The 24,517-nt window shown below is 69.6% G+C and carries 21 protein-coding genes, 1 other RNA gene and 1 pseudogene; 10 read left to right on the top strand and 13 right to left on the bottom strand.

From position 1 onward, the window contains the following. Positions 1-317: 317 nt before the first annotated feature. From KXC42_RS14780 to KXC42_RS14765, 4 genes are read right to left on the bottom strand one after another with little or no spacing between them, the layout of a single operon-like run. Positions 318-719, bottom strand: a complete 402-nt coding sequence (locus KXC42_RS14780) for a DUF5655 domain-containing protein (RefSeq protein WP_219129204.1) — start codon at positions 717-719, stop codon at positions 318-320. Beyond that, complete coding sequence (locus KXC42_RS14775) at positions 716-1,552, bottom strand: SURF1 family protein (RefSeq protein ID WP_037216851.1); 837 nt, start codon at positions 1,550-1,552, stop codon at positions 716-718. Before KXC42_RS14775 ends, KXC42_RS14780 begins: the two co-directional genes overlap by 4 nt. A gap of 28 nt (positions 1,553-1,580) precedes the next feature. Further along, a complete protein-coding gene (locus KXC42_RS14770) occupies positions 1,581-2,051 on the bottom strand; it encodes a low molecular weight protein-tyrosine-phosphatase (protein WP_094980369.1) in 471 nt (156 codons plus the stop codon). Then, positions 2,041-2,739, bottom strand: a complete 699-nt coding sequence (locus tag KXC42_RS14765; RefSeq protein WP_219129203.1) for an HAD hydrolase-like protein — start codon at positions 2,737-2,739, stop codon at positions 2,041-2,043. The genes KXC42_RS14770 and KXC42_RS14765 overlap by 11 nt, the downstream gene beginning before the upstream one ends. A gap of 75 nt (positions 2,740-2,814) precedes the next feature. Between KXC42_RS14765 and KXC42_RS14760 the strand changes: the two genes are divergently transcribed. The 3 genes from KXC42_RS14760 (at position 2,815) to KXC42_RS14750 (ending at position 5,932) form a co-directional block, all read left to right on the top strand. Further along, positions 2,815-3,963, top strand: a complete 1,149-nt coding sequence (locus KXC42_RS14760) for a Nif3-like dinuclear metal center hexameric protein (RefSeq protein WP_006554429.1) — start codon at positions 2,815-2,817, stop codon at positions 3,961-3,963. 74 nt (positions 3,964-4,037) lie between these two features. Beyond that, positions 4,038-4,775, top strand: a complete 738-nt coding sequence (locus KXC42_RS14755) for a zinc ribbon domain-containing protein (RefSeq protein WP_006554428.1) — start codon at positions 4,038-4,040, stop codon at positions 4,773-4,775. Beyond that, a complete protein-coding gene (locus KXC42_RS14750; protein WP_217579672.1) occupies positions 4,772-5,932 on the top strand; it encodes a bifunctional RNase H/acid phosphatase in 1,161 nt (386 codons plus the stop codon). The genes KXC42_RS14755 and KXC42_RS14750 overlap by 4 nt, the downstream gene beginning before the upstream one ends. 133 nt (positions 5,933-6,065) lie before the next feature. Here the strand turns inward: KXC42_RS14750 and KXC42_RS27325 are convergent, their stop codons facing one another. From KXC42_RS27325 to KXC42_RS14740, 3 genes and pseudogenes are all read right to left on the bottom strand, one after another. Continuing rightward, complete coding sequence (locus KXC42_RS27325; RefSeq protein WP_230826264.1) at positions 6,066-6,311, bottom strand: lipase family protein; 246 nt, start codon at positions 6,309-6,311, stop codon at positions 6,066-6,068. 119 nt (positions 6,312-6,430) lie between these two features. Then, positions 6,431-6,537: pseudogene (locus tag KXC42_RS27320) on the bottom strand (lipase family protein); the annotation flags it as partial. 362 nt (positions 6,538-6,899) lie between these two features. Further along, a complete protein-coding gene (locus KXC42_RS14740; protein ID WP_019289801.1) occupies positions 6,900-7,421 on the bottom strand; it encodes a DUF1697 domain-containing protein in 522 nt (173 codons plus the stop codon). A 55-nt stretch (positions 7,422-7,476) separates the two neighbouring features. On the opposite strand from KXC42_RS14740, the gene rnpB reads away from it, so the two are divergent. The 4 genes from rnpB (at position 7,477) to KXC42_RS14720 (ending at position 10,380) form a co-directional block, all read left to right on the top strand. Continuing rightward, positions 7,477-7,884: RNase P RNA component class A (rnpB, locus tag KXC42_RS14735), an RNA gene on the top strand. A 268-nt stretch (positions 7,885-8,152) separates the two neighbouring features. Beyond that, positions 8,153-8,335, top strand: coding sequence for a hypothetical protein (locus KXC42_RS14730; protein WP_006554424.1), 183 nt, complete (start codon positions 8,153-8,155; stop codon positions 8,333-8,335). Positions 8,336-8,378: 43 nt separating this feature from the next. Beyond that, positions 8,379-9,788 (top strand): RNB domain-containing ribonuclease, encoded by a 1,410-nt coding sequence (locus tag KXC42_RS14725; RefSeq protein ID WP_121209159.1) that lies wholly within the window; start codon positions 8,379-8,381, stop codon positions 9,786-9,788. Further along, positions 9,778-10,380, top strand: a complete 603-nt coding sequence (locus KXC42_RS14720) for a CHAP domain-containing protein (protein WP_019289798.1) — start codon at positions 9,778-9,780, stop codon at positions 10,378-10,380. The genes KXC42_RS14725 and KXC42_RS14720 overlap by 11 nt, the downstream gene beginning before the upstream one ends. 6 nt (positions 10,381-10,386) lie before the next feature. Here KXC42_RS14720 and pip read toward each other — a convergent pair whose 3' ends face one another. The 4 genes from pip to panB form a co-directional block, all read right to left on the bottom strand. Next, entirely contained in the window at positions 10,387-11,298 is a 912-nt protein-coding gene (gene pip / locus KXC42_RS14715; protein WP_052227279.1) for a prolyl aminopeptidase, read from the bottom strand. Positions 11,299-11,349: 51 nt separating this feature from the next. Then, positions 11,350-11,790, bottom strand: coding sequence for a hypothetical protein (locus KXC42_RS14710; RefSeq protein WP_033097808.1), 441 nt, complete (start codon positions 11,788-11,790; stop codon positions 11,350-11,352). Between the two features lie 71 nt (positions 11,791-11,861). Beyond that, positions 11,862-14,564: a cation-transporting P-type ATPase gene (locus KXC42_RS14705; RefSeq protein ID WP_219129202.1), complete on the bottom strand. Its 2,703-nt coding sequence runs from the start codon at positions 14,562-14,564 to the stop codon at positions 11,862-11,864. A gap of 112 nt (positions 14,565-14,676) precedes the next feature. After that, entirely contained in the window at positions 14,677-15,537 is an 861-nt protein-coding gene (panB, locus tag KXC42_RS14700; protein ID WP_219129201.1) for a 3-methyl-2-oxobutanoate hydroxymethyltransferase, read from the bottom strand. Positions 15,538-15,722: 185 nt separating this feature from the next. On the opposite strand from panB, the gene KXC42_RS14695 reads away from it, so the two are divergent. From KXC42_RS14695 to KXC42_RS14685, 3 genes are all read left to right on the top strand, one after another. Further along, complete coding sequence (locus KXC42_RS14695; protein ID WP_219129200.1) at positions 15,723-17,273, top strand: alpha/beta hydrolase; 1,551 nt, start codon at positions 15,723-15,725, stop codon at positions 17,271-17,273. 85 nt (positions 17,274-17,358) lie between these two features. Next, positions 17,359-18,696, top strand: a complete 1,338-nt coding sequence (gene glnA, locus KXC42_RS14690) for a type I glutamate--ammonia ligase (RefSeq protein ID WP_071935203.1) — start codon at positions 17,359-17,361, stop codon at positions 18,694-18,696. A 14-nt stretch (positions 18,697-18,710) separates the two neighbouring features. Beyond that, complete coding sequence (locus tag KXC42_RS14685; RefSeq protein WP_219129199.1) at positions 18,711-21,722, top strand: bifunctional [glutamine synthetase] adenylyltransferase/[glutamine synthetase]-adenylyl-L-tyrosine phosphorylase; 3,012 nt, start codon at positions 18,711-18,713, stop codon at positions 21,720-21,722. A gap of 7 nt (positions 21,723-21,729) precedes the next feature. Here the strand turns inward: KXC42_RS14685 and KXC42_RS14680 are convergent, their stop codons facing one another. Both KXC42_RS14680 and katG read right to left on the bottom strand, forming a co-directional pair. Beyond that, positions 21,730-22,065, bottom strand: coding sequence for a hypothetical protein (locus tag KXC42_RS14680; RefSeq protein WP_039958655.1), 336 nt, complete (start codon positions 22,063-22,065; stop codon positions 21,730-21,732). Between the two features lie 246 nt (positions 22,066-22,311). Next, positions 22,312-24,495 (bottom strand): catalase/peroxidase HPI, encoded by a 2,184-nt coding sequence (gene katG / locus KXC42_RS14675; RefSeq protein ID WP_219129198.1) that lies wholly within the window; start codon positions 24,493-24,495, stop codon positions 22,312-22,314. Positions 24,496-24,517 lie beyond the last annotated feature (22 nt).

Here is a 24,517-nt window from a genome sequence, read left to right as displayed (position 1 = left end):
TTCCCGCGCGCGTACGTGTGCGCGTGTAGGCGCGCAAGCTGGGATCGCAGAGACCGCAACGAGACCGCAGTACCCGTCGGATAGCAACTGAATCCGGATTGACTCAACACACAGCCAGAGCGTCGAAAAGTGCGCTCTGACTGTGTGTTTGTTTCCACCGATGTGATCCGGGCAGATTCCAGCAAATCGCGAGACCGCACGTTTTACACACCAGCGGTCGGGGGTTCGAAACCCTCCGCGCCCACAATCACATGTAGCGATTCCGGTGGATCCGGCCACCGTCTAGCGGGGTCCGATCCACACAAATCCCCTAGACGTCAGTCGCGTGGTTCCGCCGCGGTGCGGTAGGCGACGTTCAGCAACTCCACGAAGTGGTCGTCGAGTTCGTCGACCGACGAGACGCTCAGCCGGTGCGTCGTCACCGGCCCCTTCTTCGGGAACGCCTCACGCAGGGTCGCGTGGTGGATGCGCCGCGGCAGATCCAGAGCCACCTCGAGACGCGAGGCGTAGACGAACGCCGCCGCGAACGGACGGCCCCGCGACCAGGAGATCTCCGACGCGTGAACGTGCTCGGTGACGTCGCCGCCGAGGTCGAGGATCATGGCGCGCACGTGCCGGAACACATCGACGGCGGCCGGATCCTTGTCGGCCAGGTAGTCGTCGACGGTCGCGTACATCGGGAGCTCCTCGAATCGGGGCAGGGTGGTCGGCTCGGTCACCGCGGCCGGCCGTATCGATCGGCGAGCTTCTCGCTCGCGGTGCGCGGTGCCGCTTCCGCCGGGGCCTCGGCTGCGTCACCACCGTCTTGCGAACCCTTGGACTTCCTACGCTCCCGCAGCTCGGCCCACACGAAATAGCCCAGACCCAGCGGGGCCATGATCCCGAACGCCAGCCACTGCAGGCCGTACGACAGGTACGGGCCCGAATCGAGCTGGGGGAGCGGGATCACGCCGAGACCACCGGGCTGGTCGGCGTCGAGCTGCAGATAGACGTCCTCGAGGTCGAGACCCGTGACGGATGCGACCTGCGGGGCGTCGATGAAGTACACCTGCTGGTAGCCGTCGTCGACGAAGGGGGCTTTGTCCTCGACCGTTCCCTCGGACATCCGGATGCGCGCGTCGAGCGTGACGGGGCCGGACGGCGCGGGCGGGATCTCGGGGATCTCGGTGCCGCGGACCGGCCGCACGTACCCGCGGTTGACGAGGATCGTTCCGCCGGAATCGAGTGCGAACGGAGTCAGCACCTCGTAGGCCGGCTGCGACTCGACGCTGCGCAACCGCACGAGCACGTCCGACTCGGGCAGATAGGAGCCCTGCGCGAGCGCACGGCGCCACTCGTCCTCGATGGTCGGACCGTCGCCGCCCAGTAGGTCACCGACGGGAACCGGATCCTGTGCCATCGACGCAGCGATGCGACCGTTGCGGTCCTCGGTGCTCGTGTTCTTGCCCAGCTGCCACGGCGCGAGGACCGTGAAGCACGCGTAGGCGAAGCCGACGACCACCAGTGCCAGGACCAACCAGCCGGGGCGTAGGAGAAATGTCAATCGGCGCACAGATCCACGGTAGCCGGTGAGGTGCGTCTCACTGCTGCCGCACCCGCTCGAGCAGGCCCGGAACGGCGGTTTCGATCTGTTCGCGGACCTGCTCGAACTCGTCGAGAGAGCCGTAGTACGGATCGGGCACGGAATCGTCGTCGGCGTCGGGATCGAACGAACGCAGCAGCACACGGCGATCGGACGGGACACCGAGCTGCGCCAGCGCCCGCTCGTGAGTGGTGGTCATGGCGACGACGAGGTCGGCCGCCAGGTGCTCGGCACCGAGCTTCGCCGCGCAGTGACCGGTGGGATAACCGTGCCGCTGCAGCACCGCATCGGTGCGCGGATCCGCCTCGGACCCGACGTGCCAGCCGTGCGTGCCGGCGCTGCTCACCCGGACGCGCTCGTCGAGTCCTTCCCGGCGCAGGTGTTCGGCGAAGATCTTCTCGGCCATCGGCGACCGGCAGATGTTGCCGGTGCACACGAAGGTCACGTGGAAGCGGTCGTCAGCGTCCACCCGTGAGCACCTCCCGCAGTTCTTCGACCGAGGCGGTCGTCCGCGCCGCCGCACGACCCTCGGTCTCGGTCCCGTAACCCCACTCGACGAAGACCGTGGGGATGCCGAACCGGCCCGCACCGTGGATGTCGTGCTCGCGGTCGCCCACCATCACCACGCCGGTCGTGCCGCCGGCCTCGGCATCCTGCGGATCGATCCCGAGAGCGGCGAGGCTGTGCGCGACGACCTCCCACTTGTGCCGCCGGGCGCCGTCGTCGCTCGCACCCCCGATGAACTCGAAGTATCCGGTCAGACCGAAGTGGTCGAGGATCCGTTCGGCGAACGTCTGGGACTTCGACGTCGCCACCGCCAGGCGGCTACCTGCCTCACGGACGGCCTCGAGCACTGCTTCGATGCCGTCGAAGACGGCGTTCTCCGCCCAGCCGGTGGCGGAGTAGTAGTCCCGGTAGGCCGCGAGTCCCGCAGCGAGCTGCTCCTCGTCGAGCCCGAGATTCTGCAGGGTGTCGCGCATGGGCGGTCCGAGCAGCCACTGCAGGTCGCCGTCCGGTGCCTCGAAACCGGTCGTCTCGGCGGCGTGGAGGAACCCGTTGATCACCCCGGTCGCGGAATCGGTGAGCGTGCCGTCCAGATCGAAGAGGACGACGGGAGCAGGGAGCACGAGCGGCTGGGTGGCAGCGAGAACGGTCACCGGGCCATTCTCCCCGTTCGTTCGGTCTTCCGCCGCGTAGGGTCGTGCGCGTAGGAGAGAGCGGATCGGCTGGAGGTGGACGTGACGGCGGCGACGCTGCGTGAGGTGATCGACGTTCTGGAGACGGCCTACCCGCCGTCGCTGGCGGAGAGCTGGGACTCGGTGGGACTCGTCGCCGGCGACCCCGACGAGCCGGTGCGCAAGGTGCTGCTCGCCGTCGACGCGACCGCGGCTGTCGTCGACGAGGCGATCGAATGGGGCGCGCAACTGCTGCTGGTGCACCACCCGCTGCTGCTGCGCGGAGTCGACACGGTGGGCGCGCACACCCCCAAGGGCGCGCTGATCCACCGCCTCATCCGCGGCGGCTGCGCTCTGTTCACCGCGCACACCAACGCCGACCGTGCGAACCCCGGTGTCTCGGACGCCCTCGCCGGGGCGCTGGGCCTGACCGGCCTGCGACCGCTCGAGGCCAAGCCCGAACCCGCGACCGACAAGTGGGTCGTGATGGTGCCGTCCGACGCCGCCGACACGGTGCGCGCGGGACTGTTCGCAGCGGGCGCGGGTGCCCTCGGCAACTACCGCGAATGCTGCTGGTCGACCACGGGCACCGGCCAGTTCCGCCCGGTCGACGGCGCGGACCCGGCCGTCGGCTCGGTCGGCGACCTCGAACGCGTCCCCGAGGACCGGATCGAGGTCATCGCGCCGCGCCGGTCGCGCGCGGCGGTACTCGCGGCCCTGCGCGACGCGCACCCGTACGAGGAACCGGCCTTCGACATCATCGAACTCGCCGACCTACCGAGCGATCGCGGGCTCGGCCGGGTGGGGGAGCTGCCGCAGACCCGCACGTTGCGCGAGTTCACCGCTGACGTCGCCGCCGCGCTGCCGGCCACCGAATGGGGTGTGCGCGGTGCGGGCGACCCCGACCGGCCGGTGCGGACCGTGGCGGTGTGCGGCGGATCCGGTGATTCTTTCCTCGGGCTCGCCACCGCGCAGGGCGTCGACGTCTACGTCACCGCCGACCTGCGGCACCATCCCGCCGACGAGCATCTGCGCGCCGGGGGTCCCGCGCTGGTGGACGTCGCGCACTGGGCGAGCGAGTACCCGTGGTGCGCGCAGGCCCGCGACGTCCTCGATAGGGCGTTCGCCGATCGGGACGGCTGGCAGGCGCGGGTCAGCGAGTTGCGCACCGATCCCTGGACGACCGCGGCGGGCGCGGTACGGTAATCAGCTACGACACGTCCCGCGTGGCCGCCGACTCCCGGTCCACCGACACACCATCGAAAGCAGGAACCACCCGAGTGAACGTCGAACCCACCGTGCAGGCCAAGCTGCTGTCCCTCGCCGCCGTGGACGCAGAGCTGAACCGCCTCGCGCATCGCCGTCGGACACTGCCCGAACAGCAGGAGGTGGACCGCCTGCAGACCGAGCGCAACGCGCGCAAGGACGCCGCGGTGGCCGTCGAGATCATCCTCGACGACCTCGACCGGGACATCCGGAAGCTCGAGGGCGAGATCGAGGCCGTGCGCATGCGCGCCGACCGCGACCGGTCGATGCTCCAGAGCGGCTCGGTGGGATCGAAGCAGCTCACCGAACTGCAGCACGAGCTCACCAGCCTCGAGCGTCGCCAGGCGGCACTCGAGGACGACCTGCTCGAGGTCATGGAGCGTCGTGAGGCGTCGAAGGCCGACCACGACCACGCCGGTGCGCGGGTCTCGCAGGTCGACGACCAGCTCGGCGACGCCGTCCGGGCCCGCGACGAGGCGCTCGCCGACATCGAGGTGGCCGAGCAGCGGTGCCGCAGCGACCGCGAGGCACTGCTCGCCGTCTTCCCTACGGAACTGGTGACGCTCTACGAGAAGCAGCGCGAGAAGTCCGGCATCGGCGCCGCACTGCTGCAGGCCCGCCGCTGCGGCGCGTGCCGTCTCGAACTGGACCGCGGTGAGATCGCCCGGATCGCCGCCGCACCCGCCGATCTGCTCGTCCGGTGCCCGGAGTGCGACGCGATCCTGGTCCGCACCAAGGAATCCGGACTGTGACGACGGTCGTCGTCGAAGCGGACGGTGGTTCTCGCGGGAATCCCGGACCGGCCGGTTACGGTGCCGTGGTCTTCGATGCCGACCATCGGACCGTCCTCGCCGAACGCCAGGCGAGCATCGGGCGCGCGACGAACAACGTCGCCGAGTACAAGGGTCTGATCGCCGGTCTCACCGCCGCCGCCGAGCTCGGCGCCGACGAGGTGCACGTCCGCATGGATTCCAAGCTCGTCGTCGAGCAGATGAGCGGACGGTGGCAGGTCAAACATGCCGACATGATCCCGCTGGCCGCGCAGGCACGTGAGCTCGCCGGCCGGTTCCGCAGTGTCGACTTCACGTGGATCCCGCGTGCGGAGAACGCCCACGCCGACCGGCTGGCCAACGCCGCGATGGACGCGGCGGCCGAAGCGCTGCTGGACGTCGCGTCCGACACTGTGACGCGTCCCGTGGCGCCGTCGAATGCGGGGATCGAGAACGTCGCCACCCCGCCGGCCGTGCCTGTGCCCGATCCGGCAGTGCCGCCTTCACCCGGCTGGACCGGTGCGGTCGGGTCACCGACCCGTCTTCTGCTGCTGCGTCACGGGCAGACCTCGCTGTCGGTCGAGCGTCGCTACTCGGGGCGGGGCAACCCGGAGCTGACCGAACTCGGTCGCGACCAGGCGGTCGCCGCGGCCCGGCGACTCGGTGCCCGCGGCGGGATCACCGCCGTGCTGGCGTCACCGCTGGGGCGAGCGCGGGAGACGGCCGCTGCGGCCGCCGACGCCCTCGATCTCCCGGTGACGGTGCACGACGGGCTGATCGAGACGGATTTCGGCGACTGGGAGGGTCTCACCTTCGCCGAGGCCGCGCGTCGCGATCCCGAACTGCACCGCCGCTGGCTCGGCGACACCTCCGTGCGACCCCCGAACGGCGAGAGCTTCGACGAGGTCGCCAAGCGGATCGCCTCGGTGCGCGACGACCTGCTGACCGACTACGCCGGCTCGACCGTGCTGGTCGTCTCGCACGTCACGCCCATCAAGACGTTCCTGCAGATGGCGCTCGAGTCCGGCCCGTCGCTGCTGTACCGCCTGCACCTGGATCTCGCGTCGCTCAGCATCGCCGAGTTCTACGCGGACGGCGGCTCGTCCGTGCGGCTCGTCAACGACACCTCGCACCTGTGAACCCGTAGCGGTCGCGAAACGACAAGTGGCCGCGCAGACATGTCGGGGGGTTGCCTGCGCGGCCACTCATCAGGTCTATCTGTCGGCCGGCCGAGGGTGTTACACGGTCCCGAGAAATTCTTCCGGCGGGATGTCAGGCGGTGCAGTCGGACTGGGATTCCCGGCCGGAGAACCGCTGATCGAGCCAGTCGAGGCCTTCGACGACGGCCGGGAACATGCCGATCAGATGGCCCGTCCCGGTCTTCGTCAGAACGGGTCCGACGTCGTAGCGGCGGTAGGTGACGTCGGCGCCGGCCGAGCACCACTCGTCGACCATGGGGTCGACCCCTTGGACGAGCACGAGGTCGTCGCCCGTGCTCTGCGCCACGAAGACCGGCATTGCCGGGGCGCGGTTGCTGAGTTGCTGCTCGGCGACCAGCGACGCCCACGGCTCGTCGCCGAGATGAAACCGTCGACGACCCAACCGATCCCGCCGGAGAGCAGGGATCCGTCGCCGGCTACGGCGAGGTCGCCCAGGTCGGCGGGCGGTGAACCGGCCACGGCGCCGACCACCGACAGTTCGGGGCGTACGTCGCGGCGAGTTCGGCGGCCGAGGCGGATACCATGCCGCCCTGCGAATATCCCCAGAACGCGATCGGGCCGTCGGGGTCGAGACCGCTCGGTACATCAAGCGGGTGACGGCCGCGTCGAGGACGGCCGGGGTTTTCGGGACGACGGCGGCGACCGACGATGCGGTGCGCAGGACGTCGCCGAGCGGCGCCGTCTCGAAGGCCGGAGGGGACGTGTAGAAGTCGGTATCGGACTCGGCGGTCTCCACCGTCGGTGTGGTCGCGAGGAGTGCAGCCGCGGCGATCGAGGCGAATGCTCCGGTGCGTCTGCGCATCCTGGACCTTCCGGCGGGCCGAATGTCGAGGAGGGACGCTACCTGCAGTCTGTACGCAGGTGCGATGGCCGGCGACGTGCCCTGTCAGGCCAGTCGACGCAGCGTGTTGAGGTTCCGGACGGTCGTCGTCGCCTTGTTCCGGGCCGAACCCGACTGTTTCCCCACGGCACTGTCGAGCGTCGAGCCCTTCACGACCTGCCAGTAGAGGACCCTCTTGCCTACCTCGATGCACTCGAGATTCGGATCGAGATCGTCCGACAGGGCGGCCAGCGATTCGAGTACGGCGGGATCGGAGACGAACACGACGTACGAATGCCGGTCGGCGCGTGCGTCGTCGAAGGGATACGCCTCGACGACCCGCGCGAGATACGACTGCTCGACGACGAAGGTGTAGGCCTCGTAACCGAACCGCTCGGTGAGTGCGGCCTCGATCCGGGCCTTCGCGGTGGCGGGGTCGTCCTCGGAGTCGAAGAGCACGTTGCCGGACGCGAGTACGGTGCGGACGTTCTCGAAGCCGAGGCCGACGAAGACCTTCTTCAGATCGGCCATCCGGATGCGGATGCCGCCGACGTTGATTCCGCGGAGCAGGGCCACGAGTCGCGTCATGAGTGCACCGTAGTTGGCGGCGCCGATACGCCGCGGGATAGTCTGGTCGAGCGAACGAGTCGGCCGGGCGGCCGCGGAGCAGGGAACCGGTACCGGATGGTGCCAGGCCCTGAATCGAGGAAAGTCCGGACTCCACAGAGCAGGGCGGTTGCTAACGGCAACCCGAGGTGACTCGCGGGACAGTGCCACAGAAAGCAAACCGCCTGCCGTACGGCAGGTAAGGGTGAAAGGGTGCGGTAAGAGCGCACCAGCGCCCCGGGTGACCGGGGCGGCTAGGTAAACCCCGCCCGGAGCAAGGTTGAAGGTCGCACCGCGTGCGGTGCGGCTGCGCAGGTGTTCGAGGGCTGCTCGCCCGAGCCTGCGGGTGAACCGCTCGAGGTACCCGGCGACGGTGTGCCCAGATGGATGGTCGCCACCCCGTTTCGGCGGGGGACAGGATCCGGCTTACAGGCCGGCTCGTTCGCCCGGCGTCTCCCGATCCCACCGCGTTGCTACCGGTCGGGTCAGATCGGATAGATGACCAGCAGGTGCGCCCAGTAGGAGGCCGCATCCGGACCCAGCCAGGGCAGCAACGCGTCGTAGAGGATGTAGGACATGGCGTGCTCCTTCGTTCGGACATCGAGCACATGCGCGTTCGGACATCGAGCACATGTGTGCGGCCCGACAGTACCGCGCCACGCCCGCCGACGGGTTGCCCGTACACGAGGACGTCGTTCGGGCACACTGAGACCATGAGCGACGACGGCTGGTACTACGACGTGCGTACGGGGAAGGTCTCCCAGGGCAAGGATCCGCACGCCCTCAACCGCATGGGGCCCTACCCGGATCGGGAGACCGCTCAGCGGGCGCTGGAGATCGCGGCAGAGCGGAACAAGGCGGCCGACGCCGCCGACGACGACTGGAAGAACGGTTGAGTTCGACGACGAGCACCCGGAACCGCAGGAGTTCCCGAGCATCGTGGTGACCACTCCCATCGTCGTCGCGCCGGCGATCGACTTCGCCGACGTGCGCGCCGAATTCGACCTCGTCGACGGCTTCCCGTCGGATGCCCTCGACGAGGCACGGCAGGCGGCCGACCGCTACGCGGACGTCCGCGAGGACCGCACCGACCTGCCGCTCGTGACCATCGACCCACCCGGATCGATGGATCTCGATCAGGCGCTGCACCTCGAACGCACCGACGACGGCTTCGTGCTGCACTACGCGATCGCCGACGTGTACGCACTCGTCGAACCGGGCGGCGCTCTCGACGCCGAGACACATCGTCGCGGGCAGACCTTCTACCTGCCCGACGGCTCGGTTCCGCTGCATCCACGCGAAGTGTCCGAGGGCACGGCGAGCCTGCTGCCGGACGTCGTCCGCCCCGCGGCGTTGTGGCGGATCGAGACCGACCACGGCGGGGAGCCCGTCGCGGTGAGCGTGCGGCGTGCGCTCGTCCGGTCGGTCGCGCGCATGGACTACGCCGGAGTGCAGCGCGACGCCGACGCGGACAGGTTGCATCCGTCCGTCGAGGCGTTGCCCGACTTCGGCCGGTTGCGCTCGGCCGCGGCGCTCGCGCGCGGCGCGATCGAACTGCGTCTGCCCACGCAGGACGTCGTGCCGCACGGCGACGGCTGGAGGCTGCAGATCGAACCGCGGACCGAGGCCGACGAGTGGAACTCCGAGATCTCGCTGCTCACCGGAATGTGCGCCGCGCAGATGATGATCGACGCCGGGGTCGGTCTGCTGCGCACCCTTCCCGCCGCCGATCCCGCGGCGGTCGACGGGCTGCGTCGCACCGCTCGGTCGTTGGACGTGCCGTGGCCGCCGGAGATGGGAGTCGGGTCCTTCCTCGCCGGACTCGACGCCCACGATCCGCGCACGCTCGTGTTGATGAGCGAAGCGCCGACGCTACTGCGCGGGGCGTCCTATGCCGCCTTCGACGGTGACCTGCCCGAGACCATCCTGCACGGAGCGATCGGCGCGCCCTACGCGCATGTCACCGCGCCGTTGCGCCGGTTGTCCGACCGATACGCCACCGAGGTGTGCCTCGCGGTGTCGTCGGGCCTGCCCGTCCCGGAGGCGGTGCGCGCCGAACTGTCCGCGATGCCGAAGATCATGTCGTCGACCGATTCGCTCGCCGGCAAGGTGAACCGGGCGTGCATCGACCTGGCCGAGGCCGTCGTGCTCGCGCCGCGAGTGGGAGAGACCTTCGAGGCGACGGTGCTGAAGGAAGCCACCGACCGGCATGACGCCGAGGTGTTCGTCGCCTCCGAGACCGTCATCGGCCCGTGCGGCGGGGCACCCGAGGAGGGCAGCACCGTGCGGGTGCGGCTCACCCTCGTCGACCCGCAGGCCCGCAAGATCCGCTTCGACCATGACCGGTGAGACCACGCGGCGGCGACGTCCGGTCGCTGCCGTCCTCGCCGTCGCGGTCGCGTTGTGCGCGGCGCTCGCGGTGCTCGTGTGGTGGATCCTGCCGAACCGGCTGTTCCCCTGGGACAGTGCGTCGTTCCCCGAGATCGACACGTCGGCGTTGACACCGACGCAGGTGCGGATCGTCGAACTGCTCGAGGAGCAGCACGAGGCGCAGAAGCCCGGCACGTTCTACTCGGAGGGTGTCCGCGAACCGTGGTGCGCCGACTTCGTCAGCTGGATCATGCGGGAAGCCGGTGTGCCGCTGTCCAATCCGCATTCGGGCCACTGGCGGATCCCGGGCGTGTACACACTCCAGGAGTACTACGAGCAGACGGGCCGCTACGAACCGGCAGGAACGGGTTACCGGCCGGAGGTCGGCGATGTGGTGCTGTACCACAACAGGATCGGTGTCGGTCAGCGCGAGCACACGAACATCGTCGTCGCCGTCGACGGTGATTCCGCGATCACCGTCGGCGGAAACGAGATGGGCCGCATCCGCGTCCACGAACTCGACGTGACCGGGGACGACGCCGTGGTCGGCTTCGGGCGGTTGCCGGGCTGATCCGGGTCAGCGGAAGGTGTCGGTGGCCTCGACGAGCCGGTGCACGATTCCCGGTTCGGTCGCCGCATGGCCCGCGTCGTCGACGATGTGCAGGCGGGAGAACGGCCACGCCTCGTGCAGGTCGTGCGCGCTGCGCGTCGGGCACACCACGTCGTAGCGGCCCTGCACAATCACGCCCGGGATGTCGCGCAGCAGATGCGCGTCGCGCAGGAGTGCCCCCTCGTCGAAGAAGCCACGGTGGTGGAAGTAGTGGTTCTCGATACGAGCGAAGGCCAACGCGAACCGGGGTTCGGCCGTCTCCGCGACGCGATCCGGGTTCGGCAGCAGTGAACTCGTGGCGCCCTCCCAGGTGGACCACGCGATCGCCGCGTTCAGGGCGACGTCCGGATCGGTCGAGTGCAGCAGGCGGTGGTAGACGTCCACGGGATGCTCGCCGGGCCCAGTGGTGGCGAGCGGGGCACAGAATCCTTCCCACGCCTCAGGGAACAGCTGCCCGGCGCCGCCGTTGTAGTACCAGTCGATCTCGCTGCGGCGCAGCAGGAAGATCCCGCGCAGGACGAGTTCGGTGACGTGCTCGGGGTGCCGCTGGGCGTAGGCGAGGGCGAGCGTCGAGCCCCACGACCCGCCGAAGACCATCCACCGGTCCACACCGAGGAAGGTGCGCAGCCGCTCGATGTCGGCGACCAGATGGTCGGTGGTGTTGACCGACAGATCGGCGCCGTCGGCCACGTGGGGCTGCGACCGGCCGCAGCCGCGCTGGTCGAACAACACGATCCGGTAGGCGCCCGGATCGAAGAAGCGCCGGTGCAGGGGTGCGGTGCCGCCACCCGGACCACCGTGGAGGAAGACCACGGGCTTGCCTTGCGGGTTGCCGCTGACCTCCCAGTACAGCTGCTGGCCGTCACCGACGTCGAGCATGCCCGTCTCGTGCGGCTCGATCGGCGGATACAGTTCGCGTCGCTCCACGGATCAGAACCCGACGAGGCCCGACGCGAGATCGGGGATCTCGAGTGCCTGCACGGCCTCCTCGCGCACCTCCGGGCACTGCGCGGAGGTCGCCGCGTCGATGCGGCCCCGGTCGCCCGCGAGCGCGACGAGGTCGACACCGTTCGCCGCACCCCATTCGCCGACGAGGATGTTGAGGCCACCGCGCCCCACCGAGGGGGTGTAGGTGCGCCAGTTCGACAGCTGGCCCTCGAGGCGTGCACACAGATCTGCGGCCTGCGCCTCGGTGAAGCCACCCGCTCCGGCCTCCGCGGGGCTCGACCCCGCAGCCGATGTCGTCTCCGTCGTCACCGGGGACTCGGTGGACGTGCCGGTCGGTGCCGGGTCCTGGGCCGGCGCGCACGCCGCGAGAACACCTGCCAGCGCGACGGCGACGGCGGGAACGAGACTGGAGCGGATCTGCATGGACACCTCACGGGTCGTACGGTCGGATCGTCGTCGAGTCTGCCACCGGCCGGGGACGGGGCCGTCGGCGGTCAGGACACGGGTGCCGGTCGCAGGCGCCGGACCACCCACTTCTCGAACTCGGCGACGACGAACACCAGCAGGCCCGCCGCGAGCACCTTGCCCCAGTCCGCCCACGAGATCGCGGCGGACCCGAAGATCGCCTGCATGAACGGGGCGTAGGTGAACAACAGTTGCAACGCGGCGCACGCCGCGATCGCAGCAAGCACGTACCGGTTCCCGAACAGCCCGTCGCGGGTGAGGACCGTGTCGCGGATGCGGCGGCTGTTGAGCAGGTAGAACATCTCGGCCACGACGATCGCGTCCACCGCGAGCGTGCGCGCGACCTCCACCGGTGCACCGCGGTCGAGTTCCCACAGGAACAGGCCGAGCGAGCCGACCATCATCAGCACCGACACCATCACCACGCGCCAGACGAAGAAGCGGGACAGCAGTGATTCCCCGGGCGGTCGCGGCCTGCGGAGCATGACCGACTTCTCCGTCGGTTCGAACGCGAGCGCCAGACCGAGGGTGCTGACGGTGGCGAGGTTGATCCACAGCACCTGCGCGGGTGTGAGCGGCAGGGTGAGCTGGAAGAGGATGGCGGCGACGACCACCAGCGCCTCACCGCCGTTGGTGGGCAGCATGAAGAGGACGAACTTCTTCAGGTTGTCGTAGACGCCGCGGCCCTCGCGGACTGCGGCGGCGATGCTCGCGAAATTGTCGTCGGCGAGAACGACGTCGGCCGCTTCCTTGGCGGCCTCGGTTCCGGTCATGCCCATCGCGACCCCGACGTCGGCCCGCGCAAGCGCCGGCGCGTCGTTCACACCGTCGCCGGTCATCGCCACGACGTGACCGCCGGCCTGCAGGGCGCGCACCAGACGGAGTTTGTGCTCGGGACTGGTGCGCGCGAAGATGTCCGTCTCCGCGACGACCCGGCGCAGTTCCGCATCGTCGAGGGTCTCGATCTCGGCGCCGGTCATCGCCCGCGAACCCGTGCCGAGACCCATCTGCGCCCCGATCTCGGCGGCGGTGGCGGCGTGGTCACCGGTGATCATCTTCACCGTGATCCCGGCGCGGTGGCATTCGCGCACCGCCGTGATCGCCTCCTCGCGCGGCGGGTCGATGATGCCGACCAGAGCGAGCATCGTGAAGTCGTGCCGGGCGTCTTCGAAGGCGAGCACGCCGTCCTCCGGTTCGCGGTCGCGGAACGCGAGGGCCAGCACGCGCAGGCCCTGGGCCGCGATCTCGTCGGCGCGGCGGGTCCAGTAGGCCTCGTCGACGGGGCGTACCACGCCGTCGGCGCCGAGCTGGCCGGTGCAGGCGACGAGGACCCGCTCCGGGGCGCCCTTGAGCAGGATGCGTTCGCGGCGACCGTCGTCGTGCGGGTGCAGGGTCGCCATGAACTTGTGTTCGGATTCGAACGGGACGACATCGAGGCGCGGCCACCGCTCGTGGGCCGCCGCGGTGGGCAGGCCGGCCTTGCGGCCGAGGACGACGAGCGCTGCCTCGGTGGGGTTGCCGTGCACCTCCCACACGCCGTCCTCCTCGACCACCTCGGTGTCGTTGCACAGGACACCGGCGCGGACGGCCAGATCGAGTGCCGGGTCGGTGTGCGGATCGACCGGATCGCCACTCTCGGCGGCGATGATCGAACCGATCGGCGCGTAACCGACACCGCCCACCTCGACGGTGCGGTGCGCACACACGACCTTCTGCACGGTCATCTCGTTGCGGGTCAACGTGCCCGTCTTGTCGGAGCAGATCACCGTCACCGAGCCGAGGGTCTCGACGGCAGGAAGGCGCCGGATGACGGCGTTGCGCCGGGCCATGCGTTGCACGCCGAGGGACAGGGCCACGGTCATCACGGCCGGGAGTCCCTCGGGGATCGCGGAGGCGGCCAACGCGACCATGAGGGTGAACATCTCCGCCGGGCTCTCGCCGCGCCACACGACACCGAGCGCGAAGGTCACGGCGGACGCGAGGAGGATGACCGCCGCCAGCCAACGGCCGAAGCGGCCGATCTGCTCGAGCAACGGTGTGGCCGCGCGGTCGACACCCGACAACAGGGCATTGATGCGGCCGAGTTCGGTGTCGGAGCCGGTCGCGATCACCACGCCGTCACCCTGGCCGAAAACCGCGACGGTGCCGGTGAAGCACGTCGATCTGCGGTCGCCGAGTTCGGTGTCGGCGTCGACCGGGTCCGGTGTCTTGGCGACGGGCACGGATTCACCGGTCAGGGCCGCCTCGTCGATGCGCAGCTCACGCGAGCTCAGGATCCGCAGGTCGGCGGGGACGCGGTCGCCGGAGGCGAGGCGCACCACGTCGCCCGGCACGAGATCTGCCGCGGGGATGTCGACGATCCGGCCGTCGCGGTGGACCCGCGTCCGGGGCGCGAGCATGGCACGGATCGAGTCGAGCGCGGACGCGGCGCGACCCTCCTGGACGAAACCGATGAGCGCGTTCACGATCACGGCACCCATCAGGACTGCCGTGTCTATCCAGTGGCCCAGGAACGCGGTGACGACAGCGGCCGCCATCATCACGTACAGCAGGACGTTGTGGAACTGTCGCAGCAGTCGCCACCACCAGCGATCCGAGCGGGGAGCGGGCAGCGCATTGGGTCCGTACAGCTCCCGCCGGCGGGTCGCCTCGGCCGTGGTCAGTCCCGCTTCGGTGGTCTCGAGCCGGGCGAGCGTGTCACCGGAATCGAGTGCGTGCCAGGGGTGGCTCATTACCGAAATTTTACTCAGTGTCGCTTCCGCGGGCACCCCGGGACGGCGGTGATCCCGGACGCACGAGGGGCACCACCGCGGTCGGTGGTGCCCCTCGGCAAACGAGCGATCGTCAGAAGGAGTGCTCGGGCCCCGGGAAGGTGCCCTGCCCGACCTCTGCTGCGTACTGTGTTGCGGCGCGGCGCAGTTCGTCGCCCACCTGTCCGAACTTCTTGACGAACTTCGCGGTCTTCCCGCTCGTGTAGCCGGCCATGTCCTGCCAGACGAGGACCTGGGCATCGCACTCGTTGCCGGCGCCGATGCCGACGGTCGGGATGCTCAGCTTGCGGGTGACCTGCCCGGCCAGGTCGGCCGGCACCATCTCCATCACGACGGAGAAGGCGCCTGCCTCCTGGACGGCGATCGCGTCGGCGACGAGCTGCTCGGCGCCGTCGCCGCGGCCCTGCACCCGGAACCCGCCGAGTGTGTTCACGGACTGCGGGGTGAAGCCGATGTGTGCCTGCACGGGGATGCCGGCGGCGGTGATCGCGGCGATCTGCGGAGCCATCCGCTCGCCACCCTCGAGCTTCACCGCGTGGGCGCCGCCCTCCTTCATGAACCGCACGGCCGTGGCGAGGGCCTGTTCAGGCGAGGCCTCGTACGAGCCGAACGGCAGGTCGGCGACGACGAGCGCGTGCGGAGCACCGCGCACTACGCCGTGGACGAGGGGGAGGAGTTCGTCGACGGTCACGGGCACCGTGGTGTCGTAGCCGTAGACGACGTTGGCTGCGGAATCGCCCACGAGCAGGACGGGGATACCCGCCTCCTCGAAGATGCGGGCGGAGGAGTAGTCGTAGGCCGTCAACTCTGCCCAGCGGCGGCCTTCGGCCTTCATCGCCTGCAGGTGATGGACTCGTGTCTTGCGCTTGGGGATGTCGGCAGGGGCTGCAGCGGAGGCCGCGCCGCCGTATACGGACGTCACGTTGTCGGACATCACTGTCCCTTTCTTCCTCGAGGCCCTCGGGGTCCCCGGGTCGGGTGATGACTGTCTCAGTCTGCCACTCGGCCCGGAGAGCGCGAAGGCCGCGCAGCGGTGCGATTCGTCACACCGAACGACCGCTCGGAAGAGAGTGCAGGTCGTGTCGCTGCAGGTTGACCGGGGCATGGCACGATCGGATCGTGCCCCACCCTGCTCGCGCGCGCATCCGTCGTCTGTCCGTCCTGGCGCTCGTGGCCGCTGCCGCGGCGACCGCGTGCGGTGACACCGCGCAGGAACAACGACAGCCGTCGGCGGTCGGGGTGGTTCCGGGCCTCGAACGGTTCTATGAGCAGGACGTCGACTGGGAGTCGTGCGGGCCGTACGACGCCGACGGGCCGATGATGGTGCGGCAGGGTGTGGAGTGCGCACGCATCGAGGTTCCCCTCGACTACGAGGACCCGGACGGTGAGGTGATCACCCTCGCGGTGTCGCGACTGCCCGCCGGCGGCGACCGGATCGGTTCCCTGCTGGTCAACCCCGGCGGCCCGGGCGCCTCGGGACTGTCCACCGCGCTCGCGGCCGACGGCACCGTCCTCGCCGACCGCTTCGACGTGGTCGGCTTCGACCCCCGCGGTGTCGGATCGTCCGAACCGGCGGTCCGCTGCCTCACCGACGCCGAGTTCGACGCCGACCGTGCTGTGGACGACGGGGACACGAGCCCTGAGGGCATCGCCGCGACGGAGAAGCGCAATCAGGAGTACGCGGAGCTGTGCGCCGAACGCAACGGCACGGATCTGCTCGCGCACCTCGGCACGCGCGAGGTCGTGCAGGACATGGACGTCCTCCGCGGGGTCCTCGGGGACGACGCGCTGACCTATCTCGGCTACTCCTACGGCACCCGGCTCGGCACCCTCTATGCCGAGGCCTTCCCGGGCCGGGTGCGGGCGATGGTGCTCGACGGTGCGATCGATCCGGAGCAGGACCCGGTCGAGGAGATCGTGCTGCAGGCCGAGGGCTTCCAGAAGGCCTTCGACGAATTCGCGGCGTACTGCGCGCGGTACGCGGGGTGCCCGCTCGGGACCGATCCGGCCCGGGCCGCCGAGCGGTTCCGCGGGCTCGTCGACCCGCTGCTCGACGCTCCGGCACCGACCACCGATCCGCGCGGACTGAGCCACCGCGACGCCATCACCGGTGTGCAGCAGGGCCTGTATTCGCCGACCCTGTGGGGTTCGCTGCGCGGTGGGCTGGAGGCGCTCGCGACCACCGGCACCGGCGACACCCTGTTGCGGCTCGCCGATCTCTACGAAGGGCGCGGCGAGGACGGCACCTACAGCAACATCACCGACGCTTTCAACGCGATCCGGTGCGTGGACGACCCACCGGTGACCGACCGGGCGCTCGCGGGCGAACTCGACATGCGGTTCCGCGCGGCCGCACCGTTCCTCGACGACGGCCGCGGCACCGGATCGGCGGCCCTCGACGTCTGTGCCTTCTGGCCGGTCCCGGCCACCGGGGAACCGCACACTCCCGACGTTCGCGATCTGCCGCCCGTGCTCGTGGTCTCGACGACCGGGGATCCCGCGACCCCCTACGACGCGGGGGTCGAACTCGCCGCCCGGCTCGGTGGTGTCCTGGTGACCTTCGAGGGAACGCAGCACACCGTCGCCCTGGACGGCAACGAGTGCGTGGACACCGCTGTGACCAGCTATCTGGTGGATCTCGAGGTGCCCGCGCGGGATCCTCGCTGTTGACCGGAGGGGCGTGTGAGCGACACGCCATCCGGATGCGCCTGCCGATGTAACACGGAATTAACGGACTGTGCCTAGTCTCGCGGGTATGGATCGCCAGAAGGAGTTCGTGCTCCGCACCCTCGAAGAGCGCGACATTCGGTTCGTGCGTCTGTGGTTCACCGACGTCGTCGGCACTCTCAAGTCGGTGGCGATCGCGCCTGCCGAACTCGAAGGGGCCTTCGAGGAGGGCATCGGCTTCGACGGCTCGGCCGTCGAGGGCTTCTCCCGCATCTCCGAAGCCGACATGGTTGCGCGTCCCGACGCCACCACCTTCCAGGTGCTGCCCTGGAGCGACGACCGGGGTCACCAGTACTCGGCCCGGATGTTCTGCGACATCACCATGCCCGGCGGCACCCCCAGCTGGGCCGACCCCCGCCACGTGCTGCGCCGCCAGCTCAACAAGGCCTCCGATCTCGGCTTCAGCTGCTACGTGCACCCCGAGATCGAGTTCTTCCTCGTCGAGGACGGCCCCGAGGGGAGCGCCCCGGTCCCGGCCGACATCGGCGGCTACTTCGACCAGTCCGTGCACCGCTCGGCCCCGCACTTCCGGCGTCACGCCATCGACGCTCTCGAGTCCATGGGCATCTCGGTGGAGTTCAGCCACCACGAGACCGCGCCCGGCCAGCAGGAGATCGACCTGCGCTACGCCGACGCGCTGTCCATGGCCGACAACGTCATGACCTTCCGCTACGTGGTCAAGGAGATCGCGATGCAGGAGGGCGTGCGGGCCACCTTCATGCCCAAGCCCTTCCGCGACCACGCCGGCTCCGCGATGCACACCCACATGTCGCTGTTCGAGGGCGAGACCAACGCCTTCCACGACCCCGACGACCCGCTGCAGCTCTCGGCGACCGGCAAGGCGTTCATCGCCGGTGTCCTCGAGCACTCCAACGAGATCAGCGCCGTCACCAACCAGTGGGTCAACTCCTACAAGCGTCTCGTGCACGGGGGAGAGGCACCCACGGCCGCGTGCTGGGGCCCGTCGAACCGGTCCGCGCTCGTGCGCGTCCCGATGTACACGCCGAACAAGGCATCGTCGCGTCGCGTGGAGATCCGCACCCCCGACTCGGCGTGCAACCCCTACCTGACCTTCGCAGTACTGCTCGCGGCAGGTCTGCGCGGCATCGAGAAGGGCTACGAGCTCGCCCCCGAAGCAGAGGACGACGTGTGGTCGCTGACCTCCGCCGAGCGTCGCGCCATGGGCTACCGCGAACTGCCTACCGATCTCGACATCGCGCTGCGCGAGATGGAGAAGTCCGAACTCGTCGCCGAAACCCTCGGTGAGCACGTCTTCGACTACTTCCTGCGCAACAAGTGGCGGGAGTGGGAGAACTACCGCAGCCAGGTCACCCCCTTCGAACTCGAGCAGTACCTGGGGTTGTAAGCGACGATGGAAGCGTGGTGAGACCGCCCAGCGCGCGTTCGGTAGTTCCCGGCCCCGGTCGGCTCGGCCTCGTCGAGCCGACCGCCCCCGCCGAGCTCGCTCGACTCGGATGGAACGACGCCGACAGCGTCGAACTGCTGTGGGCGCTGTCCCGTGCCCCCAACGCCGACCTGGCCCTGCGCACCCTCGCGCGCCTGGCCGACGCGCTCGGTGACGACTGGGCCGAACTCGACTCGGCGCTGCGCTCCGACACGCGCCTGCGCGGCCGGTTGTTCGGGCTGTTCGGGGCGTCGTCGGCGCTCGGCGACCACATCGTCGCCAACCCGGATCGCTGGAAGATGCTCGCGGGCAGCGCGGCGCTGCCCGACAAGCACACCTTCACGGCGCGGATGCTCGACAGCGTCGACGCCGAACCCGAGCCCGACGGACGTCCCGGCCGGCTGATCCACCGGGCCGGGCTCATCGGCCCGCACGCGGTCGCGGCGCTGCGCACCACCTACCGCGACCAACTGATGCTGATCGCCGCCGCCGATCTCGCGGCGGTCGTCGAGAACGAACCGGTGCTGCCCTATCTCGAGGTCGGGGCGTTGCTCGCCGACCTCGCCGACGCGGCGCTGACCGCGGCCCTCGCGGTGGCCGTGTCCACGGTGGTCCCGGACGGCCCGTGCCCGATCGACCTCGCCGTCATCGCGATGGGCAAGTGCGGTGCGCGCGAGCTGAACTACGTCAGCGACGTCGACGTCGTCTTCGTCGCCGAACCCGCCGACGCCCGCGCGAGCCGGATCGCCGGCGAGATGATGCGCATCGGCACGTCGGCCTTCTTCGAGGTCGACGCCGCGCTGCGACCGGAGGGCAAACGCGGCGAGCTCGTCCGCACCCTCGAATCCCACGTCGCCTACTACAACCGGTGGGCCAAGACCTGGGAGTTCCAGGCACTGCTCAAGGCACGGCCGATGACCGGGAACCTCGACCTCGGCCGCCGGTACATCGACGCCCTGAGCCCGATGGTGTGGACCGCCTCCGAACGCGAGGACTTCGTGCCCGACGTGCAGGCGATGCGCCGCCGGGTCGAGGAGATGGTGCCCCCGGAATTACGCGAACGCGAACTCAAGCTCGGACGCGGCAGCCTCCGCGACGTCGAGTTCGCCGTGCAGTTGCTCCAACTCGTGCACGGTCGCGTCGACGAATCGCTGCGCGTGCCCAACACCGTCGAAGCGCTGTGCGCGCTCGCCGACGGCGGTTATGTCGGGCGCGACGACGCCGCGAACATGCGGGCGTCCTACGAGTTCCTCCGCCTGCTCGAACACCGGCTCCAGCTCCAGCGGCTCAAGCGGACCCACACCCTGCCGCCGCCCGAGGACCGCGAGGCCCTGCGGTGGCTCGCGCGCGCCGCGCACATGCGGCCGGACGGGCGCAAGGACGCCCTCGGCGTGCTCGAATCGGAGATCAAGCGCAACTCGTCGCGGATCCGGAAACTGCACGCGCGCCTGTTCTACCGGCCGCTGCTGGACTCGGTGAGCAAGCTCGACAAGGAAGCGCTGCGGTTGTCGCCCGACGCGGCCGTCCGCCAGCTCGCCGCGCTGGGGTACAACGGCCCGCAGCACGCGATGGAACATCTGGCGGCGTTGTCCGGGGGAGCCTCCCGCAAGGCGCGCATCCAGGCACTGCTGCTCCCGCAGTTGCTCGAATATCTCGGCGAGACAACCGATCCCGACGCCGGTCTTCTCGCCTACCGGCGGCTGTCCGATGCGCTCTACGACACGGTCTGGTTCCTGCGGGTGCTGCGCGACGAGCCGGCCGTCGCCGAACGTCTCATGACGGTGCTCGGCTCGTCGGCCTACGTCGCCGATCTGCTGGTGAAGTCTCCCGAGGTCATCCGCCTGTATGCCGACGCGTCGACCGGGCCGCGGCTGCTCGAGGCGAACCCGCCCGAGGTGGCGCGCGCCCTCGTCGCATCGTCCTCGCGCTACTCCGACCCCGCTCGCGCCATCGCCGCCGCGCGTTCGCTGCGCCGCGCCGAACTCGCGCGCGTCGCGAGCGCCGACATCCTCGGCATGCTCGACGTGCCGCAGGTGTGCCGGGCGTTGTCCACGGTATGGGCGGGTGTCCTCGAAGCCGCGCTCGACGCGGTGATCCGGGGCTCGGAACAGTCCCGCGGACCGGCGCCGGCGCGTATCGCAGTGATCGGGATGGGCCGGCTCGGAGGCGGCGAACTCGGCTACGGATCCGACGCGGACGTGCTGTTCGTGTGCGACCCGCTGCCGGACGCCGACGAGACCGATGCGGTCAAGTGGGCCACGAGCATCGCCGAGCAGGTGCGGCGACTCCTCGGCGCGCCGAGCACCGACCCACCGCTCGAGGTCGATCTGGATCTGCGTCCGGAAGGTCGCAGCGGTCCCATCGTCCGGACGTTCGCGTCCTACCGGGCGTACTACACGCAGTGGGCCGAGGTGTGGGAGGTACAGGCGCTGCTGCGTGCACACGCCGTCGCGGGTGACCGCGAGCTCGGCACCCGCTTCCTGCACATGATCGACGACGTGCGCTATCCCGAGGGTGGGGTCTCGCAGGAGGCCGTCCGCGAGATCCGGCGCATCAAGGCACGCGTGGACTCCGAGCGGCTGCCGCGCGGGGCCGACCCGGCCACCCACACCAAACTCGGACGGGGCGGTCTCGCCGACATCGAATGGACCGTGCAGCTGCTGCAGCTCCAGCACGCCTACCGGCTCCCGGCGCTCCGCACGACCTCGACGCTCGAGGCGCTCGGCGGCATCGGCGCCGCCGAGCTGCTCAGCGCGACCGACGTCGAACTCCTGCGCACGGCATGGATCACCGCGACGGATGCGCGGAACTGTCTCGTGCTCGTCCGCGGCAAGCCGACCGACCAGCTCCCGGGGCCGGGACGGCAGCTCGAAGCCGTTGCCCGCGTGACGGGTTGGCGTGGTGAGGACGCGTCGGAGTTTCTCGACCACTACCTGCGCGTCACGCGTCGTGCGCGGGCGGTCGTCGAGCGGGTGTTCTGGGACTAGCCGAGCGTCAGTCGCAGAAGACGACGAGTGCGAGTCCTCGCCAGACCTCGACCTCGGTCTTGTCCCACTCCTTGTTCTCGTGGTCCCAGTCGTACTCGACCTCGACGTCGTAGCCACGGTCGCGTTGCTCGGTCACCCTGCAGTTCTGCATGGTGCTGCCGGACCGGTTGAGGATGATGTAGGGGACTCCCGCGTCGGAGAGCACCTGCTGTGCCTGCTCCTGCGACATGCCGACGACGGAGATGTCGGTCTGGGCCGCTGCGGTGCCTGCGAGTGCGACGGATAGAGGGACGGGGGACAGCATGACAGCGGCGCATGCTGCCGAAACGAGGGATCTACGCATGGTGGCCTCCCGAGGAGACGTGTCGTTCGGATACGGACCACGTCGCATCCACTCCCCCGCGAGCGAGTGTGACGAACATCACCAAAGCTGTGTCCTCACGGTACACCCGTGTGCAGTACGGCTGTCCAGTCGGTTTCGGCTCGGCGGACCTGCGCACGACCCCCTGCACACGACGGAGCCACCCGCCGAACACGAGGGGTGGCTCCGGGACGGTGCGTCAGGCGCGGTCGTGGACCGCCGGCGCGGTCACTTCTTCAGATCGAAACGATCCAGGTTCATCACCTTCGTCCAGGCCGCGACGAAATCGCGGACGAACTTCGGGCCGGCATCGTCGGTCGCGTAGACCTCGGCGAGCGCCCGCAGCTGCGAGTTGTGCCCGAAGACCAGGTCGACGGCGGTCGCGGTGTATTTGACCTGGTCCGATCCCCGAGCGCGTCCTTCGTAGACGCCCTCGCTGTTCTGCGAGACCTTCCACTCGGTCCCCATGTCGAGCAGATTGACGAAGAAGTCGTTCGTCAGGGTCTGCGGGCGGTCGGTGAAGACCCCGTGCTTGCTGCCGCCGTGATTCGCGCCGAGCGCACGCAGACCGCCGACGAGCACCGTCGTCTCGGGAGCGGTCAGCGTCAGCAGGTTGGCGCGCTCGAGGAACAACTTCTCGGGCGGAAGCTTCTCGCCGCCGCGCAGGTAGTTGCGGAAACCGTCGTGCTTCGGCTCGAGCACCTCGAACGACTCGACGTCGGTCCACTCCTGCGTCGCATCGGTGCGGCCGGGGAAGAACGGAACCGTGATGTCGTGTCCCGCATCCTCGGTGGCCTTCTCCACCGCGGCGTTACCGGCGAGCACGATCAGATCCGCCAGGGAGACCTTCTTGTTGCCGCCCGAGCCGTTGAAGTCCTGCTGGATACCCTCGAGGATCTGCAGCACCTGTGCGAGCTGTTCGGGTTCGTTGGCCTCCCAGTCCTTCTGCGGCTCGAGCCGCACGCGTGCGCCGTTCGCACCGCCGCGCTTGTCGGTGCCGCGGAAGCTCGCAGCCGACGCCCAGGCGGTGGCGACGAGCTGCGGGATCGTCGCTCCCGAGTCGAGGACCTTCGCCTTGAGTGAGGCGGCGTCGCTCTCGTCGATCAGCTCGTGGTCGACCTCCGGCACCGGGTCCTGCCAGATCTGCGGTTCCGGGATCCACGGCCCCCGGTACCGCGAGAGCGGACCCATGTCGCGGTGCAGCAGCTTGAACCACGCCTTGGCGAACTCCTGCTCGAGTTCCTCGGGATGGTCGAGCCAGCGCCGGGTGATCTCGCCGTAGACGGGGTCGTAGCGCAGCGCGAGGTCGCTGGTGAGCATGCCCGGCGCGTGCTTCTTCGTCGGGTCGTGGGCGTCGGGCACGGTGTCCGCGCCGGCACCGCCTTTCGGCGTCCACTGCCACGCACCGGCGGGGCTCTTGGTCTTCTCCCACTCGTAGGCGTACAGCGTCTCGAGGAAGCTGTTGTCCCACTTGGTCGGAGTGGGCGTCCAGGTGACCTCGAGACCGCTGGTGATCGTGTCGCCACCGACACCGGTGCCGTACGAGTTCTTCCAGCCGAGACCCTGCTGTTCGAGCGGGGCACCCTCGGGTTCGGGACCGAGATTGTCGGCGGGAGCGGCACCGTGCGTCTTGCCGACGGTGTGACCGCCGACGATGAGCGCGGCCGTCTCGACGTCGTTCATCGCCATCCGGGCGAACGTCTCACGGATGTCGCGTCCGGACGCGAGGATCTCCGGGTTGCCGTTGGGGCCTTCGGGATTGACGTAGATCAGACCCATCTGGACGGCACCCAGTGGGCCCTGGAGTTCGCGCTCACCGGCGTAGCGTTCGTCGCCGAGCCAAGTGTCCTCCGGGCCCCAGAAGACCTCGTCGGGCTCCCAGATGTCCTCGCGGCCGAACGCGAAGCCGAACGTCGTGAACCCCATCGACTCGTAGGCGCAGTTGCCGGCGAAGACCAGCAGGTCGGCCCAGGAGAGCTTGCGGCCGTACTTCTGCTTGATCGGCCACAGGAGACGACGGGCCTTGTCGAGGCTGACGTTGTCGGGCCAGCTGTTGAGCGGAGCGAACCGCTGCGCGCCCTTGCCGCCGCCACCGCGACCGTCGGCGATGCGGTAGGTGCCGGCCGAGTGCCAGCTCATACGGATGAACAGACCCCCGTAGTGACCGAAGTCGGCCGGCCACCAGTCCTGGGAATCCGTCATCAGGTCGATCAGATCCTGACGGAGCGCCTCGACGTCGAGGGATTCGACTTCCTTCGAGTAGTCGAAGTCGGGTTCCAACGGATTGGACAGCGGTGAATGCTGGTGCAGGACCGTCAAATCCAGCTGGTCCGGCCACCAGTCCTGATTGGTCCTCGGCCGGTGCGGTGACGGCTCGGGGGAGGGGACTGCCGGGTTTTCGCTTTCGGACACTGCGGTTTCCTTCCGGATCAGG

The organism is Rhodococcus sp. LW-XY12 (assembly GCF_019317345.1).
GTDB classification, from domain to species: domain Bacteria; phylum Actinomycetota; class Actinomycetes; order Mycobacteriales; family Mycobacteriaceae; genus Rhodococcus; species Rhodococcus pyridinivorans.
Note: the sequence above shows the minus strand (reverse complement) of the source record. Positions and strands in the feature narration are given on the sequence as shown.